This window comes from Bacillus sp. CH_48, assembly GCF_038008465.1.
GTDB classification, from domain to species: Bacteria; Bacillota; Bacilli; order Bacillales; family Bacillaceae_G; genus Bacillus_A; species Bacillus_A thuringiensis_S.
Genome location: NZ_JBBOZF010000001.1, coordinates 772,407 through 789,137 on the forward strand (window position 1 = coordinate 772,407; position 16,731 = coordinate 789,137).

Genomic DNA, 16,731 nt, shown 5'->3' on the forward strand with positions numbered 1-16,731 from the left:
GTTCGCCTCCTGAGTTTCTAAAGAAACAAATTAACTATATACCATTTTAAAATCATTTTTTCATATTTACAAGTGAGAAAATCATGTTAAAATAAATTTAGTTTCCGAGGAAACTAAATGACAAGGAGGTTAACAAGATGAAAAAATCCAAAATACATTTCATTTTATATGTCGTCTGTATGAGTGCCTTACTCGGTTCCTTCGCTCAAAATATTTACACGCCTATCTTACCGATGATTCAAGGTTCTTTTCACACTTCTCTTTATCTTGTAAATGTAACAGTTTCCCTTTTCACATTCGTTCTTGCGATTATGCAGCTCATATATGGACCTTTGATTGATACAAGAGGGAGAAAATCTGTCCTTATCCCTAGTTTGATCATTAGTACAATTGGTTCAATCGGATGTGCTTTTTCAGCGAACATATATGTATTTCTATTTTTCAGAGCTGTTCAAGCTATAGGAATAGCAGCTATACCTGTAGTAGCAGCAACGATTATCGGCGATTTATTTGAAGGAAAAGAACGAGGAGAAGCAATGAGCCTGTATCAAATGTTACTTGCTCTTGCACCTGCGATCGGCCCTCTCATTGGTGGTTATCTAGGCAGTATAAATGGCCACGTATCCGTATTTCTCTTTTTATCTATACTTGGCATTCTCTTATTAACGATAAATATTTCACTACTTCCAGAAACAAAACCAACTGTAAGTAAACAACCGCAAGCAAAAAAGAATTACTGGTTTATCTTAAAAAATAAAACTGGATTTTCTATTACTCTTATTGGCTTCATTCAATTTTGTATTTACTTTTGCTTCCTCGTTTTTTTACCGAGCATTTTAACAAATTCATTTCACTTAACTGCAAGTAAAATTGGCCTTATATTTGTACCAATGTCCCTTTCTATTATGTTAGGAAGTTATTGCTACAAGCTTTTGCAAAAACGCCTCACAACAAAGCAAGCTTTATTCATCACTAGTTTCTTCAATATTATATGTGTCACTTTATTCTCTTTCACATATAGCATCAATATCCCATTCACCATTATCGTTACATCTTTATACGGTTTTAGTATGGGACTTTCTATGCCAACTCACACTACTTTATTAACGGAAGAATTCGTACAAGAACGCGCAACAGCCATCGGTATGTATAACTTCATACGCTATCTCGGTATGGGCACAGGGCCACTTGTAGGTGGATTTCTTGTATTTAATCAAAATTACTTTTGGATTTTCTTCCTAGGTGCAATTACATTTCTATTTATCATTTTATGCGCACTGAAAATGCTACGTTTTCAGGCTGTACAAAAAGCAAAATAGAGACCTATAGATGGTCTCTATTCTAAACTCTTTGATCTGCAACGATATGAATATCAATATACTTCGTTTCTCTCATAATTTCATTTACAATTGAACCTTTTCGAATTTCTTCCCACCTTGTTCTTGCTGATTGTCCGAGTAAAATTTGCGTTACTTGTAGTCTTTTCGCAACTTCAATAATAACATCCGCTGGCTTTCTTCCTTTTGCCTCTTCTAAAACAAAACTCGCATCAAATTGATTCGTTAACGACTTCCACTCTTCAATCGTCTGCTTTTTCCCAGCTGAAATAGAATCTATATTTTCCCTCTCAACGTTTAATACGTACAATTCAGCATTTAACCGATCAGCCATGCGCCATCCCCGTCGTATTAATTTCTCCGCTGTCGAACTGTATTGTACACAAACAAGAATTTTTTCTTTTACACCAATCGGTTCTATTACTGTTTGGCTAATTTTCTCGTCCATATCATCTGCCACTTCCCGAAGTGATAATTCTCTTAGTGCCCCTAAATTATTAAGCGTAAAGAAATTTTGTAAGCTTTGCTCTATTTTTTCTTCCTTATATATCTTTCCATCTATTAACCTCTTCCTTAATACTTCCGGCGTTGCATCAACGAGCTGAATTTCATTTGCTTTTTGTAAAATAAAATCTGGAATACGTTCTCGCACTTTAACATTCGTAATTTGAGCAACAATGTCATGAACACTTTCTAAATGTTGAATATTAAAAGCTGATAAGACGGATATACCGGCATCTAGCAATTCCTGTACATCCATATAACGTTTCTTATTTTTAGATCCAGGAATATTGCTATGCGCAAGTTCATCCACAACAACGACTTGCGGTGCACGTTTTATAATTCCTTCCACATCGAGTTCATAAAATACTTTCCCTTTATACTCTATTTCTTTTAAAGGAACTTTTTCTAAATCAGCAATTGCTTCTTCCGTCTCTTTTCTACCGTGCGTTTCAATTAAACCAATTACAATATCCGTACCATCCTTTTTCATTTCTCTTGCATCAAAGAGCATTTTATAACTTTTTCCTACTCCTGGAGCCGCTCCTACATATAACTTTAACTTCCCGCGGTTTTGCTGACGAATATATTCTAAATACTCTTCTGGTGTTCGCCTTTGAAAAGTTGGTTTATAGTCATCCGCATACAAAACACTCACAACCTTTCTTTCGAAACAACGCTACCTCAATCCGTTAGATTGAGGTAGCGTTGTTTCTATTTCAGTAGTTTCTGCAATTCTAAATTTAACTTTAAAACGTTTACGCGGTTCTCTCCAAATAAGCCAAGTGCAGCACCTTCTGTTTGATCTTTAATCAACTGATTTAGCGTTTCTTTCGGAATATTCGTTAATTTAGAGATACGATCCACCTGCACAGAAGCTGCCTGCGGACTAATATCAGGATCTAGCCCTGAACCTGAATTCGTCACTAGATCAATCGGCACTTCTGTTACCGGAACAGCCCGATTTTGTTTCTTCCACTCTTCAATACTTTTCTCTACTCGTTTCTCTAAATCTGGATTAGATGGTGCATAGTTATTTGAACCAGATGCTTCAGCCTTATATTCAATACTAGAAACACGCCCTTGAAAATAACGTGGATCCGTGAAGTTTTGACCAATTAATTTAGAACCAATCACTTCATTTTTATCATTATATATTAGACTTCCATCCGCATTATCCTTCATTACTGCTTGTGCAATACCAGTAACAATAAGCGGATATACAAGCCCGCACAACACTAAAAATGTAAAAGTAATACGGATAATTGGTGATAGTATACTTTGTTTCTTCGCCATCTTTTTCCCCTCTTCCTTATATGAACAAGCCGACAATTATATCAATTACTTTAATTCCAATGAATGGTACAATCACTCCGCCAAGTCCATAAATAAGTAGGTTTCGGCCAAGTAGTGCATTCGAACTCATTGGTTTATATGCGATACCTTTCATCGCCAATGGAATGAGTAATGGAATAATAACTGCATTAAATAGTAATGCTGATAAAATCGCTGACAGTGGTGATGTTAGTTTCATAATGTTTAATGCCTCCATTTGCGGAATCGCAAGTGTAAACATCGCTGGAATGATTGCAAAATATTTTGCAATATCGTTCGCAATACTAAACGTCGTTAACGCACCACGCGTCATTAACAATTGCTTACCAATCCCTACAACCTCAATAATTTTTGTCGGGTTCGAATCTAAATCAATCATATTCGCTGCTTCTTTCGCAGCTGTCGTACCACTATTCATCGCTAATCCAACGTCAGCCTGCGCTAATGCCGGCGCATCATTTGTACCATCACCTGTCATCGCTACAAGTTTCCCTTTATCTTGCTCTGCTTTAATAACCGCAATTTTATCTTCTGGCTTACACTCAGCAACAAACTCATCTACCCCTGCTTCTTTTGCAATCGTTGCTGCTGTTAACGGGTTATCACCTGTACACATAACCGTTTTAATCCCCATTTGGCGCAATTGTTCAAAACGCTCACGCATACCTGGCTTTACTGTATCCTTTAAATAAATTAAACCGTAAATACGATTATCCACTGCAACTACAAGTGGTGTCCCGCCCTCTTTGGAAATGGAATCTGCTTTTTGATTTACATCTTTCGGAATCGTTCCACCTTGTGACCTAACCCATTCAATTACGCTACCTACAGCACCTTTTCTCACTTTCGTTCCGTCCTGTAAATCCACACCACTCATTCTCGTTTCTGCTTTGAACGGAACAAAATCACCTTGCTCTGCAATTTCTCGATTATATGATATAGCTTTCGTTTTTACATATTCTATAACTGATCGACCTTCTGGTGTTTCATCTAAAACTGAACTAATCGCGGCCCATTTCCCTACTTGCTCAATCGTCTCATTTCCTACAGGAAGCAATGTATGTGCCATTCGGTTCCCGAAAGTAATCGTACCTGTTTTATCTAAAATGATTGTATTAATATCACCCGCAGCTTCTACTGCTTTACCCGACATCGCTAACACATTGAACTTTGTCACGCGGTCCATCCCGGCAATACCAATTGCTGATAATAAACCACCAATTGTCGTTGGAATTAAACAAACTAACAACGCTACAAGTACAGCTGTATCAATTTGAAATCCTAAATAGTTTGTAAAAATCGGCAACGTCACAACAACGATTAAGAAAATAAGCGTTAAACTCGTTAATACTGTATTTAAAGCAATCTCATTCGGCGTTTTTTGACGAGCAGCTCCTTCTACTAACGAAATCATTTTATCAATAAATGATTCACCAGGATTACTCGTAATGACAATTGTAATCTCATCACTTACGACCATCGTCCCGCCTGTTACGGAACAAAAATCGCCGCCCGCTTCTTTTATTACAGGAGCTGATTCCCCTGTAATTGCAGATTCATCTACAGATGCTAACCCTTTGATTACTTCGCCATCATTCGGAATCATTTCTCCTTGTTTTACGATAACAACGTCACCTTTTCTCAGATCAGTTGCTGAAACTTGGACAATGTCTCCATTTTCTTTTACAACATTTGCAAACACATCTTTCTTCGACTGCTTTAAAGAATCGGCTTGCGCTTTACCACGACCTTCTGCTAATGCTTCTGCAAAATTCGCAAATAAAACTGTAAATAATAGAATGAGAGAAACTGTTATATTAAACCAACCTGGTATACTACTAGAACTACTTGGAAGAAAAGATAAAATGAACGTAATGATAAATCCAATTTCCACAACGAACATAATCGGATTCTTTATCATGACTTTCGGATTCAATTTCGCAATGGATTGCTTCATCGCATGTGTTACGATATCACGATCCATCGTTTTCGCTTGTCTAACTTCATCTTCTACAGCATGTATTTGTGACTCATTTAATTGTTTTTCTTTTACTACTACCGGTCTCATCATTTACCCTCCATTACTTCAATGTAAGAAATTCTGCAATTGGTCCGAGTACTAACATCGGGAAGAATGTTAATGCACCAACAATTACAATTGTTCCGATAAAGATACCACCAAATAAACTATTATCTGTACGGAACGTTCCGACTGTTTCTGGCACTACCGTTTTTTCTTTCAACGAAGCTGCCACAGCTAGCATCGTAATTAAACTGAAGTAACGTCCTAAAAACATAACTAAACCAGTCGTAATATTCCAAAACGGTGTATTATCTCCTAATCCTTCAAATCCAGATCCGTTATTCGCAGCTGACGATGTATATTCATATACAACTTGCGTTAAACCGTGGAAACCGGAATGAGAAATAGCATCCGTCCCTAAATTTGTTGAAAGAGCTAATGCCGAAAAGCCTAAAATGAGCAATGGATGAAATAGTATCGTGACCGCAATTAATTTCATTTCCTTACCTTCAATCTTTTTACCTAAAAACTCTGGTGTCCGTCCAACCATTAACCCAGATATAAACACTGCAATAATTGCATACATAATAATATTTACAAAACCTGCTCCAACGCCGCCATATACTGTGTTTAACATCATATTTACAAGTGGAACTAAACCGCCAATTGGTGTTAACGTATCATGCATCGTATTAACGGCGCCTGTTTCAGCAGCTGTCGTTACCGTTGCGTATAGTGAAGAAAATACTGTTCCAAATCGTACTTCTTTCCCTTCTGTACTTCCTTGTACATGTTCGATACCCATTCCATTTAATGCCGGATTCCCGTTTAGTTCAGATGTCGTAATTGTTATAAATCCTAGTAGAAACACCATGAATAGTGATACGAAGAGAATACGACCTTGTTTTTTATTTCCTACCATTCGTCCGTACGTAAATGGAAGTGCTGTTGGCAATAACATCATAAGCATCATTTGCAAAATATTACTCATTTGTCCTGGGTTTTCAAAAGGATGCGTAGAGTTTGCTCCGAAAAATCCACCGCCGTTATTTCCAAGTTCCTTAATGGAAACGAATGATGCAACAGGCCCACGTAATATACTTTGTTTTGCCCCATCAATCGTTTGTGCTGTAACCGCTCCATCTAACGTTTGCGGTACACCAAGTGCGACAAAGACTAGCGCCGCAATAAATGCGATAGGAAGAAACACTCTCGTTAGTGCTCTCGTAAAATCAACGAAAAAGTTACCAAGTTCTTTTCCAGCGAGCCCTCTTATAAATGCCATAACGAGTGCTAATGTCGTTGCCGGTGCTGCAAACATTAAAAATGTAATTCCGATTAATTGTGATAAATAAGATAAACCATTTTCACCGCTATAATGCTGTAAGTTTGTATCAGCCATAAAACTAATTGCTGTATTAAAAGCGAGCGTAGGCTCCATTCCTTCAATATGTGCTGGATTTAGCGGCAACACACCTTGTAATCTGAAAATGAAATATACGACAACAATCATAAATCCATTGAGTAAAACTAATGATAATGCGTACTGTTTCCACGTTTGATTGTATTCTTTTACACCCGTAATTTTAAAAATAAGTTTTTCAAAAGGGCCGAATACTTTATCTAGCATTTTGCTACCTTGAAAAGCTTTTTCTAAATAAATCCCCATTGGCTTTGCTACTAAAATAAACAAGAGCATTGTAATAATGACTGCAACCCAAATCATAATGAATGATTCCCCCTAATTAAAACTTCTCTGGATTTAATAATGCATACACTAAATACACTGTAATTGCTGCGACTATAACCGATAAGACAATCATCATGATTGCTTTCCTTCTTTCACAACTTTATCTGACCAACTTGCAAGACTTGCCATCGATGCAACTAATAAAATAAAAATCCCGACCATTACAACATCTAACATAACTATCCCTCTCTTCATTTTGTTAAAATTTACCATTTAAATATTAAAAAAGAACACTGAGCTCTACTCAGTGTTCAAAAAATGAACAACAAAAAGTAAACCTCCTCTCTAAACGCTTACGAGGTTAGCTGTCGGATTCGGGCCTAAAGAGTAGCCCTACTTTCAAAACTGAAAGATTCACCCCAAGTGACGATGCACAAAATTGGTTCCCCCGCTCCATTTCTGGAACTCAGCGATTTTAGGTTTTTTTGGAAATTTTATGAATGATTTATGAGAGTAAATATACTCCTCTATATTTCACTTGTAAAGGGGTAAATTACTGAAAATAAGAAAATATCCATCTATTTAAACGCTTACATTGAGTATTATTAATATTCTTTCATCTATTTACTCGTCTTTTCTTTCATTTTCACAGAAATGATCTTTTCAATACGAAATAAAAAGAGCGAATGACATAAAGTGCATAGCTTGTTGCACTTAGCATTCGCTCTTTTTATTTCACTATTTATTCTCCTCGTAAAAAAGCACGTAAATTTCTCCCGCGAATATAAACCTGTGACAATTCTGCATGTAGCTGCTCATATTCGGTAATATCCACCTCTAAATACAAAGCATCTTTTGATGGTAATATAATATACGGCCCTGGAAAAAGGGGATCGATCTGAACCAATTCTTGAACTCGCTCTACCGATACTGCCCAACGATTTGCTATATCTCCAAGTAATAGTACCTTCATCATTTCTTCCCCCGCTCTATTCAAAAAATAAAAAAGAAATATTATTACAATTTGTAAACACGACAAACTTAGCTCCAATTGTTTCATAGAGCCTCGCTGGATATCGTTTATTCCTTGTAACAACAGTAATAGGTGCTTGAAAAGAAAAGCGAATGTGTTCTGTGAAAAAACTAACGATTGGAAGCTCATCCCCTAGTAAAATCACCTTCTTAATACACTCAAAAATACTAGTAAAGTCCTGCTCCTTACTGCAACTATAAGTCCAATCAAACCCACAATTCCTAACTTCAGCCGCTATCTCTTCATTTGCCGTAAAAATAATTAACTCATGTTGAAATGATACTAGATCTCTTAAACTATCTACCTTACTTTCTTCTCCAACACAAATAAGTGTTAGTTCCATGTACCTCATCCTCCTTAGTATAAAAGAAATCAAACATAGATTGATATTCCCCTATACTAATCAGATCGATGAAGTGATGTATCCATCATGGCACCGTCCTCTCTCAAGACGCTTACGAAGTTAGCTGTCGGATTCGGACTTTGAGAGTAGCCCTACTTTCAAATTTGAAAGATTCACCCCTAGTGCAGACGCACAAATTGGTTCCTCCGCTCCATATAATTGGACTCAGCGTTTACAAAAAAATATATTCTGGCTGATATATTACTCCTGTATTTTGAAAAAGTAAACAGAAAAAAAGCCAGTTATAAAACTGGCTTTTCACTTATCTATACACGCTTTCTATTCACTTTATACGCAAAATGATTCGTCGGTCCATGACCACTACCAATATTCAATGGCTCTTCAATTGCTATACTAATAAATCGTTTTGCTTCTTGAACAGCATCTTCAATTGAGTATCCTTTCGCAAGTCCTGCTGTAACCGCTGAAGCAAATGTGCACCCACTTCCGTGCGTTTGCTTTGAAGGAATTCGCTCGCTTCTAAACTCAATAAATTCTTCTCCATCAAAGAGGAAATCAATTACTTCATTACCTTGATATTCTGCATGTCCGCCCTTCATAAGCACATATTTAGCACCTAATTTGTGCAATACTTTTGCAGCTTCCTTACTATCTTCAACATTATGAATCTCCATCCCAGTTAACACTTCTGCTTCTGGAACATTCGGTGTTATAACGGTTGCTACTGGTAATAAATATTCTTGTAATGCATGAACTGCTTCTTGCTGTAATAATGATGCACCGCCTTTTGCGATCATAACAGGATCTAGCACAATATTATTCCAGCCAAATTTTTTAATTTGTTCTGCAACAATTTGAATTATTTCACTACTAAATAACATTCCTAGTTTCACTGCATCTGGTGTTAAATCCGTACCAATTGAATTCAGCTGTTCTGTAATACCTTCTAAAGGAACAGGATATACCCCTTGAACGCCAAGCGTGTTTTGAGCAGTAATTGCCGTAATAGCCGTCATTCCGTATACACCAAGCTCTTGGAATGTTTTTAAATCTGCCTGAATTCCAGCACCACCGCCGCTATCAGACCCTGCAATTGTTAAAGCTTTATTCACTTTCATCCCACTCATCCTTTTCTATCCAAAATAGCGATGATAAATCGTTTTTGCTTCGCTTATATCTTTCGTTCCATGTACGAGCACACGGCCATCTTTAAAGGCGACTAACCTCTTGTCTTCAACAGAAAATGATAATAAATATGGATTTACATTTAAATCATTCACGCGACCTTCCAGCAACTCTTTATATTGTTCAAAATTTATTTCTTCTTTATGAGGTGGTCTAATTTGAACTGTATTTCGTCCGCATAAAACTGCTGTTTTTGATGTGTTCTCTTTATTTAAATATGGATACAATGCATTCTCTCCACATGAAGGACAATTATGCTGGCGAAGCTTTTGTACATTCATACATAAATACTCATTCTTCCACATATCAAACGATACAAGCCCATCTCGAAGTGATTCGTAATCTTCTACTAACAGTTTAAGAGCTTCTGTTACTTGATGAGAAACGACAAGAGATACAGCAGGTGATATAATACCCGCTGTATCACATGTTGCCCCGCCAAGCGGAATCGACTGTAATAAACATGATAAACATGGTGTTTTACTAGGAAGGATTGTGTAAGAAAGACCGTAACTACCTACACATGCACCGTAAATCCATGGAATAGAATATTTTTGTGCTATATCATTCACAATAAAGCGTGTTTCGAAATTATCAGTCGCATCAATAATTACATCAACGTTTGTAACAAGTTCTTCTAGCTCTTCAGCTGTTACATCTTGAACGAGAGCTTTTATTGTTACATCGCTATTAATCTCTTCTAAACGTTTTTTAGCCGCTATAGCTTTTGGGAGATTATTCTTTACGTCGCTCTCTGCATACAATTGCTGTCTTTGTAAATTACTCCAATCTACATAATCACGGTCAACAATTGTTATCTTGCCCACACCCGCTCTTACAAACATCTCTGCATTTGCACTACCTAATGCACCTGCACCGATAATAAGTACATGCTTTTCTCTTATCTTTTGCTGCCCTTCTGCTCCAATTGGAGAAAATAGTTCTTGGCGAGAATATCGATTATTCAACTACGCTCATTCCTTCTAAAGGACTACTTGCAGTTGCACAGCGCTTACGTGCAATACGACCTGCTTCAAATCCTAAACGGCCTGCTTCAATACTTAGTTTCATTGCTTGTGCCATTTTAATAGGATCTTTTGCTCCTGATACAGCTGTATTTAATAACACACCATCTGCTCCTAATTCCATTGCAAATGCCGCATCAGCTGGGCTACCAATACCAGCATCAACGATAACTGGTACTGTCGCTTGTTCAATAATGAAGCCCAAATTTAATGGATTTACAATACCAAGTCCTGATCCGATTGGAGATGCTCCTGGCATAATCGCATGCACGCCAAGCTCTTGTAATTTACGTGCTAATACAACATCATCAGATGTGTACGGAAGTACGATAAATCCTTCTTCCAGTAACTTTTCAGATGCCTTTAACGTTTCTACCGGATCCGGTAATAACGTTCTATCATCACCAATAACTTCTACCTTTATCATGTCACAAAGCCCAGACGCTTTTGCTAATTTTGCAATGCGAACAGCCTCTTCAGCATTTTTTGCCCCTGCTGTATTTGGTAATAACGTATATTTTTTCACATCAAGTTTCTCTAATAAATTAGGTTGCTTTGCATCAAAGATATCCATACGACGTACTGCAAACGTTAAAATTTCAGCTTCAGAAACGTCAATTGCCTTTTGCTGTACGTCAAAATCAGGGAATTTACCTGTTCCTAATAAAAGTCTAGAATGAAATGAAAATGGTCCAATGTTCAACATAATCAACCGCCTCCTACGAAAGTTACAATCTCAATTTGGTCTCCATCAAAAACAGATGTATCTGTATGATCATCTTTTTGTAAAATATCTTTATTACGCTCTACTACAACAATTCTGTTATCTAGCTCTAAATGTGTAAGTAACTCAGCTACTGTTTTTACACTCGCTGGCACTTCAATTTGGTTACCATTAATTTTTAAATTCAAACTTCCATCCCCTTTCTAAACTCTTCTAGAAAGCAATGAATCTAGCAAATGATTCTCTTGCTTTCCTTCTATTAAATCAGCCATATATTGGCCAGAAATAGGACTTAATAAAATACCGTTTCGATAATGGCCCGTGCAAGCATATAAACCTTTTATTTCTTCATGCTCTCCCATATAAGGAGCTTCATGATTCGATTGTGGTCGTAATCCTGCCCACGTGCTTTCCCATTCTGCTTCTTTTAAAGCTGGCAATATTGTATAAGCACGCTCTAATATAGAAGTTATACTTTCTGGCTGCACAGTTTTATTGAACGTATGTGGCTTCATTGTTGCCCCAATTACATAACGTCCACCGCGCTTTGGAGTAATGTAAAATCTTTCTTGAAAAATAGGTGCTTTTAAAAGTTGTTTTCTACTTCTTACCGCAACCACTTCTCCTTTAACTGGATATGTACCCCAATCACGGTGAAAATAACTGAGTAACTGCGTGCTCCATGAACCTCCTGCAATAACGACTTTCTCACATGTGACAATACCTTCACTTGTAATAACTCCAGTCACTTTATTATTTTCAATACGAATATCAAACACTTCTGTCTGTTCATATATATCAGCACCGGAAATTGCTGCAGAATGTGCGAATGCTTTCGTAAGCTCTGGTGCAATAACATGACCGTCTTTCGGATAATATACTGCTCCTATAATAGATTCGGATAGATATGGCTCTTTTTCCCGCACATGGTCTCCCGTTAGAAAATAAGAATCTTCACCTGTTTTCTGCTGCCAATCCATAATGTGAAGAATTCTTTCCTTCTCATCTGCATTTTGAGCAATACGATAAATTCCTTTTTCTTCATATCCAATATCAATACCCGTCTTTTCACGTAAAACTGCTGCAAGTTGTGGAAATATAGCTCGGCTTTCTCTAGCAAGTTCAAATAGCGGATCATACGCATCCCATTCTGCCTGAACCCCGAGTAAACCAGCAGCTGCTTTCGAAGCTTCCGATGCAATTTTTTGCTTCTCTACAATCGCTACTTTATGTCCTCTTTCTGCTAGAAAATGTGCAACTGAACTACCAATTACACCACCACCAATAATCGCTACATCATACTTCTCACACATGTTTTTCCGCCCACTTTCTTATTGATTCCTTATAAGACTTCGCTTTGCTATACGGGTTACTACTACTTACAATTCCAGACATAACTGCTATACCACTTACACCGTTAGTAAGAACATCCACTGTGTTTTCTGGGGTAATTCCTCCAATTGCTGTAATCGGTATAGATAAACACCTTGCAATGTCTGAAATTTCTTCAAGCCCTCTCGCTGGCACACCTTTTTTACAATCTGTCGGAAATACATGGCCATAAACGAGTGAATCCGCTCCATTTTTAAAAGCTACTATTGCTTCATCTAGCGAATGCACAGAATAACCGACATGCAAATACGAAAACTTTTCTTTCACTGACTTTACATCTGTACTTCGATATCCTAGTTGAACACGAGGAATATTTAATAAAATGGCGATATCAATTCGATCGTTTATGACAATTTTAGAAGCCGGAAAGCCCTCCATTAATAGACTTTCCACACCTTCATATAATTCCTTCGTACTCTTCTCACGCTCACGAATATGCAAATAATCAATCTCACTCTCAATTTGCATCGCTACATTCACTAACTCTTCGAATGGCATATGGCCATTTGAGATTACGTGGAGCTCATTTTTCATATTCATTCGCCTACTTTAAAATATTTTCGAATAGTTCATCGGCTGGGACGGTTTCTTTCGTCATTCCTTTGTCTTTCAGCCATTTATTTTGTTTTTCCCATGATTCTTTTGAATCTGATAAAAATGGCTCATCTTTCGTTTCCATCTTCTCTAATAAAATTTTCATACTTTCTTTTTCAACTTCTGGCACAAGCGGGAAGTTTTCTTTTTCTTGATGATTTAATAAAATATTTAATGCTTCATCTGGATTTTTCTTCATGAAATCATAGCCTTTTTTCGTACCACGTAAGAAGGCTTGCAACGCTTCTTTATCTTTTTTCAACGTTTTATCACCTGTTACAAATACAAGCTCATGATAATTCGGTACACCATAATCTGCTGGATTAAAGTACGCTGGTTCATGACCTTCATGACGCATAACAGGTACTTCATGGTTAATGTATGCCCCTGTTACCGCATCCACTTTTTTCGTAATTAATGCTGGTACTAAATCAAAGCCAACATCGACTACTTTCACTGTATCTGGATTACCACCAGCTTCTTTTACCATCGTTTTTAAATACATCTCACTTAAAGGTGTTCCAGAATAGCCAACTGTTTTCCCCTCTAAATCTTTTGGCGATTGAATGCCTGCTGATTTCAGCGATACAACATGATTTAATGGTGAACGTACGACAGCTCCAATTGATTTTACTGGAATTTGTTCATTTGCTTTTGCCATGACAACATCTGGCTGATAATATAAACCAACCGTTACTTTTCCTGCAGCTGCTAAAGTTAATGGATCAGTCGGATTAGAAGGGAATTTTATATTCACCTTTACTCCTTCTTCTTTAAAATAGCCTTTTTCAATTGCTGCATAAATAAAGCTATGTACCGCATTTGGGTACCAATCAAGCATGACCGTTATTTCTTTTTCCTTTTTACCCTTATCTGACGCTGAGTTACTAGAACATCCAGCAATCATTGCAACTAATAATGTCAACACAAAGATGCTTTTTAAAAATTTCATGAATACTTCCTCCAACTAATAAATTTCTTTTCTAATACTGAGATAAGTATGACGAAGAAAATAGCTAATAATGATAACAATACAATAGGTGCAAATACGCCAGCTCCATCTAACTGCGTCATCATTCTCTTACTGAAATATCCAAGCCCAGCTTGTGCACCGAGCCATTCTCCAATTGCTGCTCCGATAACACTAAGCGGAACTGCAATTTTTAAAGCTGAGAAAAAATAAGGAAGAGCAGATGGCAACTTTAATTTAAGAAAAACATCTTTTTTCGTTGCCCCATACGTAACTAATAGCTCCTCCCATTCTTTTTTCGTACTGCGTAGTCCATCATACGTATTGACCGCAATTGGGAAAAACGTAATTAAAACTGTGACAACAACCTTACTCCAAATTGTGTATCCAAACCATAAAACAAATAGCGGAGCAAGCGCAGTAATCGGAATCGTTTGTGAAGCAACTAATAATGGATAAAATGCTCTCTCCATCCATGTACTCACATTCATTAACATCGCTAGCCCTACACCTAATACGATAGAGATAACAACACCTATTAAAACGACGTATAACGTTGCAGGTAAATGAACTGTAAATAATATGTCTTTTAGTTTCCATATCTTCATTACAATCGCAGAAGGTGACGGTAAAATGTACATCTCATCTACAATTCTTGCTCCTATTTCCCACACAGCTAGTAAAGTACTAAAAAGTGTAATAGCAGGAACTAATTCTTTCAATCGGTTCATCACACAAGTACCTGCCTTTGTAACATACTAAGAAGCTCATCTTTCAGCGCTAATACTTCCGGTTTATATAAATCTTTTCGTGTTCTGTTATGATCAAGCGGTACAGTCCGCTCAGTCAAAGTCGTTATCGGCTGCTGTTCCACTACTAAAACTCGGTTTGAAAGAAATAACGCTTCTTCAACATCATGAGTAATGAATAAAATTGTTTTTTCCCACTCTTGCCATTGTTCAAACAACCATTCTTGCAAAGAGGTCTTCGTTAAAGCATCCAATGCACTAAATGGTTCATCTAACAGCAATATTTCCCCGCCTGTTAATAAAGTTCGAATAAAAGATACACGTTGTCTCATACCACCAGATAAATCTTTCGGATATTTTTTCTCATACCCTTGCAAACCAAATTTATGTAACAGTTCCTTTGCCTTTACTTGTGCTTCTTTCTTCTGTACACCTTGGCACTCTAGCGGCAGGGCAGCATTCTCAATAATTGTTCTCCACGGCAAAAGCATATCTTTTTGCGGCATATATCCTACAGGATGGTGCTTTGTTTCTGTCAGTTCTATCTGTCCAGTACTTACCTTTTCTAGACCTGTAATAAGGCGAAATAAAGTACTTTTCCCACATCCACTCGGTCCGATAATACTGACAAACTCTTTCTCATGTATAGAAGCATTTAATTCATGGATGATTGGTTTCTCATCATAATGAAAAGAAACATTATGAAACTGTAGTATGTTCTTGCTCCTCAAATCCCCACATCTCCTTACGATAGGACATATCCCAGAATAAATATTCAAATCGACTGGAATATAAGAAAATCTCCTCTAATCTTTCTAGTTCTGTCTCAGACTTTCCAACTGCCATTTCATTTAATAAATCTATTAACCAAATACACAGATTACCGTATTCTTCCGAACTATATCCTTGAATCCACTCACCAAAAAACTCATGATCTCTTGCTCCAGGAATATCATTTAAACGCTTTCCAATTTCCCAATAGCTCCACATACATGGAAGAAGCGCTGCTATTAATTCCGCAAGTGTGCCATTTTGAGATACAGACATCATGTAATTTGTATAAGCTAAATTTTTAGCAGATGGTTTCGCAGACTCTATCTCCTCTATAGAAATTCCAAGTCTTTTTGCATATTGTTTATGGATTGTCATTTCGCCATTTAATATTCCATCAATTTGTTCAGCGAACTTTCCCATTACTTGTGGATTCGTTGCTTTTACAACACCAATCGCATATAACTTTGCATAATCTAGCAGATATAAATAGTCTTGAATAATATAATACTGGAATTTATCTTTTTCTAACGTGCCATCTCCCATACCCACTACAAACGGATGATTATGACTCATCTCCCAAACCGGTTGCACAGTTTCTAATAATCTATCGCAAAATTTCATTTCTCTATCCCCTTTCAATATATGTATCTAAATAAAAAACCACTTCTATATATAAGAAGTGGTTACAGCAAATAAAGTTATACATTTATTCGATGTTCCACTTCCCTTCGCTAGTATTACCTAGATCAGGTGTTGTAAGGGTTAAGGATTATTCCTCTCTCAGCAAATCAAGCACCCCTAGTGGTTTCAATATGAAATTTTTAAATAAAAAAGCCCCGTTTCTATACGCAAAGAAACGGGGACTCATTGTTAGTGTCCGAATTGCTTCCCTACGCTAGCATAATCTAGATCAGGTAATAAAAAGGATCAAAGGCTTACGGCCTACTCTCAGCTGGCAACACCAGCTCTCCTAGCAAACTATAAAATTATCACTGTCAGTATAACACCCTAATAAGACATCATCAACTTTTTTAA

General features: G+C 37.0%; 19 protein-coding genes and 4 riboswitches. Of the genes, 1 reads left to right on the forward strand and 18 read right to left on the reverse strand.

Annotation, left to right across the window (positions count from 1 at the left end):
- The first annotated feature begins 137 nt into the window (after positions 1-137).
- Complete coding sequence (locus tag N2V92_RS03675) at positions 138-1,319, forward strand: MFS transporter (RefSeq protein ID WP_000748586.1); 1,182 nt, start codon at positions 138-140, stop codon at positions 1,317-1,319.
- A gap of 22 nt (positions 1,320-1,341) precedes the next feature.
- On the opposite strand, the gene kdpDN is transcribed toward N2V92_RS03675, so the two are convergent.
- From kdpDN to tenA, 18 genes are all read right to left on the reverse strand, one after another.
- Positions 1,342-2,496, reverse strand: coding sequence for a KdpD-like non-kinase potassium sensor (gene kdpDN / locus N2V92_RS03680; protein ID WP_074790778.1), 1,155 nt, complete (start codon positions 2,494-2,496; stop codon positions 1,342-1,344).
- A 56-nt stretch (positions 2,497-2,552) separates the two neighbouring features.
- The gene (kdpC, locus tag N2V92_RS03685) at positions 2,553-3,134 is read right to left on the reverse strand and encodes a K(+)-transporting ATPase subunit C (RefSeq protein ID WP_001085562.1); all 582 of its coding nucleotides are present in this window, start codon (positions 3,132-3,134) and stop codon (positions 2,553-2,555) included.
- A gap of 16 nt (positions 3,135-3,150) precedes the next feature.
- Positions 3,151-5,241, reverse strand: a complete 2,091-nt coding sequence (gene kdpB / locus N2V92_RS03690; RefSeq protein ID WP_025988994.1) for a potassium-transporting ATPase subunit KdpB — start codon at positions 5,239-5,241, stop codon at positions 3,151-3,153.
- 13 nt (positions 5,242-5,254) lie between these two features.
- On the reverse strand, positions 5,255-6,922 hold the full coding sequence (kdpA, locus tag N2V92_RS03695; RefSeq protein ID WP_000638320.1) for a potassium-transporting ATPase subunit KdpA: 1,668 nt from the start codon (positions 6,920-6,922) through the stop codon (positions 5,255-5,257).
- 19 nt (positions 6,923-6,941) lie between these two features.
- A complete protein-coding gene (gene kdpF / locus N2V92_RS03700; protein ID WP_000973728.1) occupies positions 6,942-7,022 on the reverse strand; it encodes a K(+)-transporting ATPase subunit F in 81 nt (26 codons plus the stop codon).
- Positions 7,019-7,123, reverse strand: a complete 105-nt coding sequence (locus N2V92_RS03705; protein ID WP_000887894.1) for a SipW-dependent-type signal peptide-containing protein — start codon at positions 7,121-7,123, stop codon at positions 7,019-7,021. The genes kdpF and N2V92_RS03705 overlap by 4 nt, the downstream gene beginning before the upstream one ends.
- 99 nt (positions 7,124-7,222) lie before the next feature.
- A riboswitch (cyclic di-AMP (ydaO/yuaA leader) is annotated at positions 7,223-7,368 on the reverse strand.
- Between the two features lie 260 nt (positions 7,369-7,628).
- Entirely contained in the window at positions 7,629-7,862 is a 234-nt protein-coding gene (locus N2V92_RS03710; RefSeq protein ID WP_003309103.1) for a hypothetical protein, read from the reverse strand.
- A gap of 13 nt (positions 7,863-7,875) precedes the next feature.
- On the reverse strand, positions 7,876-8,262 hold the full coding sequence (locus N2V92_RS03715) for a hypothetical protein (protein ID WP_016078105.1): 387 nt from the start codon (positions 8,260-8,262) through the stop codon (positions 7,876-7,878).
- Between the two features lie 93 nt (positions 8,263-8,355).
- A riboswitch (cyclic di-AMP (ydaO/yuaA leader) is annotated at positions 8,356-8,503 on the reverse strand.
- Positions 8,504-8,588: 85 nt separating this feature from the next.
- Complete coding sequence (thiD, locus tag N2V92_RS03720) at positions 8,589-9,401, reverse strand: bifunctional hydroxymethylpyrimidine kinase/phosphomethylpyrimidine kinase (protein ID WP_016078106.1); 813 nt, start codon at positions 9,399-9,401, stop codon at positions 8,589-8,591.
- Between the two features lie 15 nt (positions 9,402-9,416).
- Entirely contained in the window at positions 9,417-10,436 is a 1,020-nt protein-coding gene (gene thiF, locus N2V92_RS03725) for a thiazole biosynthesis adenylyltransferase ThiF (RefSeq protein ID WP_001065410.1), read from the reverse strand.
- The gene (thiG, locus tag N2V92_RS03730) at positions 10,429-11,199 is read right to left on the reverse strand and encodes a thiazole synthase (RefSeq protein ID WP_000931979.1); all 771 of its coding nucleotides are present in this window, start codon (positions 11,197-11,199) and stop codon (positions 10,429-10,431) included. The genes thiF and thiG overlap by 8 nt, the downstream gene beginning before the upstream one ends.
- A gap of 2 nt (positions 11,200-11,201) precedes the next feature.
- Entirely contained in the window at positions 11,202-11,405 is a 204-nt protein-coding gene (gene thiS, locus N2V92_RS03735) for a sulfur carrier protein ThiS (RefSeq protein ID WP_001049502.1), read from the reverse strand.
- A gap of 15 nt (positions 11,406-11,420) precedes the next feature.
- Positions 11,421-12,530 carry a glycine oxidase ThiO gene (thiO, locus tag N2V92_RS03740; protein WP_016078108.1) on the reverse strand — a complete coding sequence of 370 codons (1,110 nt, stop codon included), beginning with the start codon at positions 12,528-12,530 and terminating at the stop codon, positions 11,421-11,423.
- Positions 12,523-13,143, reverse strand: coding sequence for a thiazole tautomerase TenI (gene tenI / locus N2V92_RS03745; protein WP_000787170.1), 621 nt, complete (start codon positions 13,141-13,143; stop codon positions 12,523-12,525). The genes thiO and tenI overlap by 8 nt, the downstream gene beginning before the upstream one ends.
- A gap of 10 nt (positions 13,144-13,153) precedes the next feature.
- Positions 13,154-14,155: an ABC transporter substrate-binding protein gene (locus N2V92_RS03750; protein ID WP_000670447.1), complete on the reverse strand. Its 1,002-nt coding sequence runs from the start codon at positions 14,153-14,155 to the stop codon at positions 13,154-13,156.
- Complete coding sequence (locus N2V92_RS03755; RefSeq protein ID WP_001080852.1) at positions 14,152-14,904, reverse strand: ABC transporter permease; 753 nt, start codon at positions 14,902-14,904, stop codon at positions 14,152-14,154. The genes N2V92_RS03750 and N2V92_RS03755 overlap by 4 nt, the downstream gene beginning before the upstream one ends.
- A complete protein-coding gene (locus N2V92_RS03760; protein WP_001256793.1) occupies positions 14,904-15,653 on the reverse strand; it encodes an ABC transporter ATP-binding protein in 750 nt (249 codons plus the stop codon). Before N2V92_RS03760 ends, N2V92_RS03755 begins: the two co-directional genes overlap by 1 nt.
- Entirely contained in the window at positions 15,622-16,317 is a 696-nt protein-coding gene (tenA, locus tag N2V92_RS03765; RefSeq protein WP_000666828.1) for a thiaminase II, read from the reverse strand. Before tenA ends, N2V92_RS03760 begins: the two co-directional genes overlap by 32 nt.
- 85 nt (positions 16,318-16,402) lie before the next feature.
- Positions 16,403-16,506, reverse strand: a riboswitch (TPP riboswitch).
- 60 nt (positions 16,507-16,566) lie between these two features.
- Positions 16,567-16,678: riboswitch (TPP riboswitch) on the reverse strand.
- Positions 16,679-16,731: the final 53 nt, after the last annotated feature.

Coding starts and splice junctions, on each gene's coding strand:
- kdpC (WP_001085562.1), bottom strand. CDS start 3,134: ATGGCGAAGAAACAAAGTATACTATCACCAATTATCCGTATTACTTTT.
- thiG (WP_000931979.1), bottom strand. CDS start 11,199: ATGTTGAACATTGGACCATTTTCATTTCATTCTAGACTTTTATTAGGA.
- N2V92_RS03750 (WP_000670447.1), bottom strand. CDS start 14,155: ATGAAATTTTTAAAAAGCATCTTTGTGTTGACATTATTAGTTGCAATG.
- N2V92_RS03705 (WP_000887894.1), bottom strand. CDS start 7,123: ATGTTAGATGTTGTAATGGTCGGGATTTTTATTTTATTAGTTGCATCG.
- kdpF (WP_000973728.1), bottom strand. CDS start 7,022: ATGATGATTGTCTTATCGGTTATAGTCGCAGCAATTACAGTGTATTTA.
- thiD (WP_016078106.1), bottom strand. CDS start 9,401: ATGAAAGTGAATAAAGCTTTAACAATTGCAGGGTCTGATAGCGGCGGT.
- thiO (WP_016078108.1), bottom strand. CDS start 12,530: ATGTGTGAGAAGTATGATGTAGCGATTATTGGTGGTGGTGTAATTGGT.
- tenA (WP_000666828.1), bottom strand. CDS start 16,317: ATGAAATTTTGCGATAGATTATTAGAAACTGTGCAACCGGTTTGGGAG.
- kdpA (WP_000638320.1), bottom strand. CDS start 6,922: ATGATTTGGGTTGCAGTCATTATTACAATGCTCTTGTTTATTTTAGTA.
- N2V92_RS03755 (WP_001080852.1), bottom strand. CDS start 14,904: ATGAACCGATTGAAAGAATTAGTTCCTGCTATTACACTTTTTAGTACT.
- N2V92_RS03675 (WP_000748586.1), top strand. CDS start 138: ATGAAAAAATCCAAAATACATTTCATTTTATATGTCGTCTGTATGAGT.
- N2V92_RS03710 (WP_003309103.1), bottom strand. CDS start 7,862: ATGATGAAGGTACTATTACTTGGAGATATAGCAAATCGTTGGGCAGTA.
- kdpB (WP_025988994.1), bottom strand. CDS start 5,241: ATGAGACCGGTAGTAGTAAAAGAAAAACAATTAAATGAGTCACAAATA.
- tenI (WP_000787170.1), bottom strand. CDS start 13,143: ATGAAAAATGAGCTCCACGTAATCTCAAATGGCCATATGCCATTCGAA.
- N2V92_RS03715 (WP_016078105.1), bottom strand. CDS start 8,262: ATGGAACTAACACTTATTTGTGTTGGAGAAGAAAGTAAGGTAGATAGT.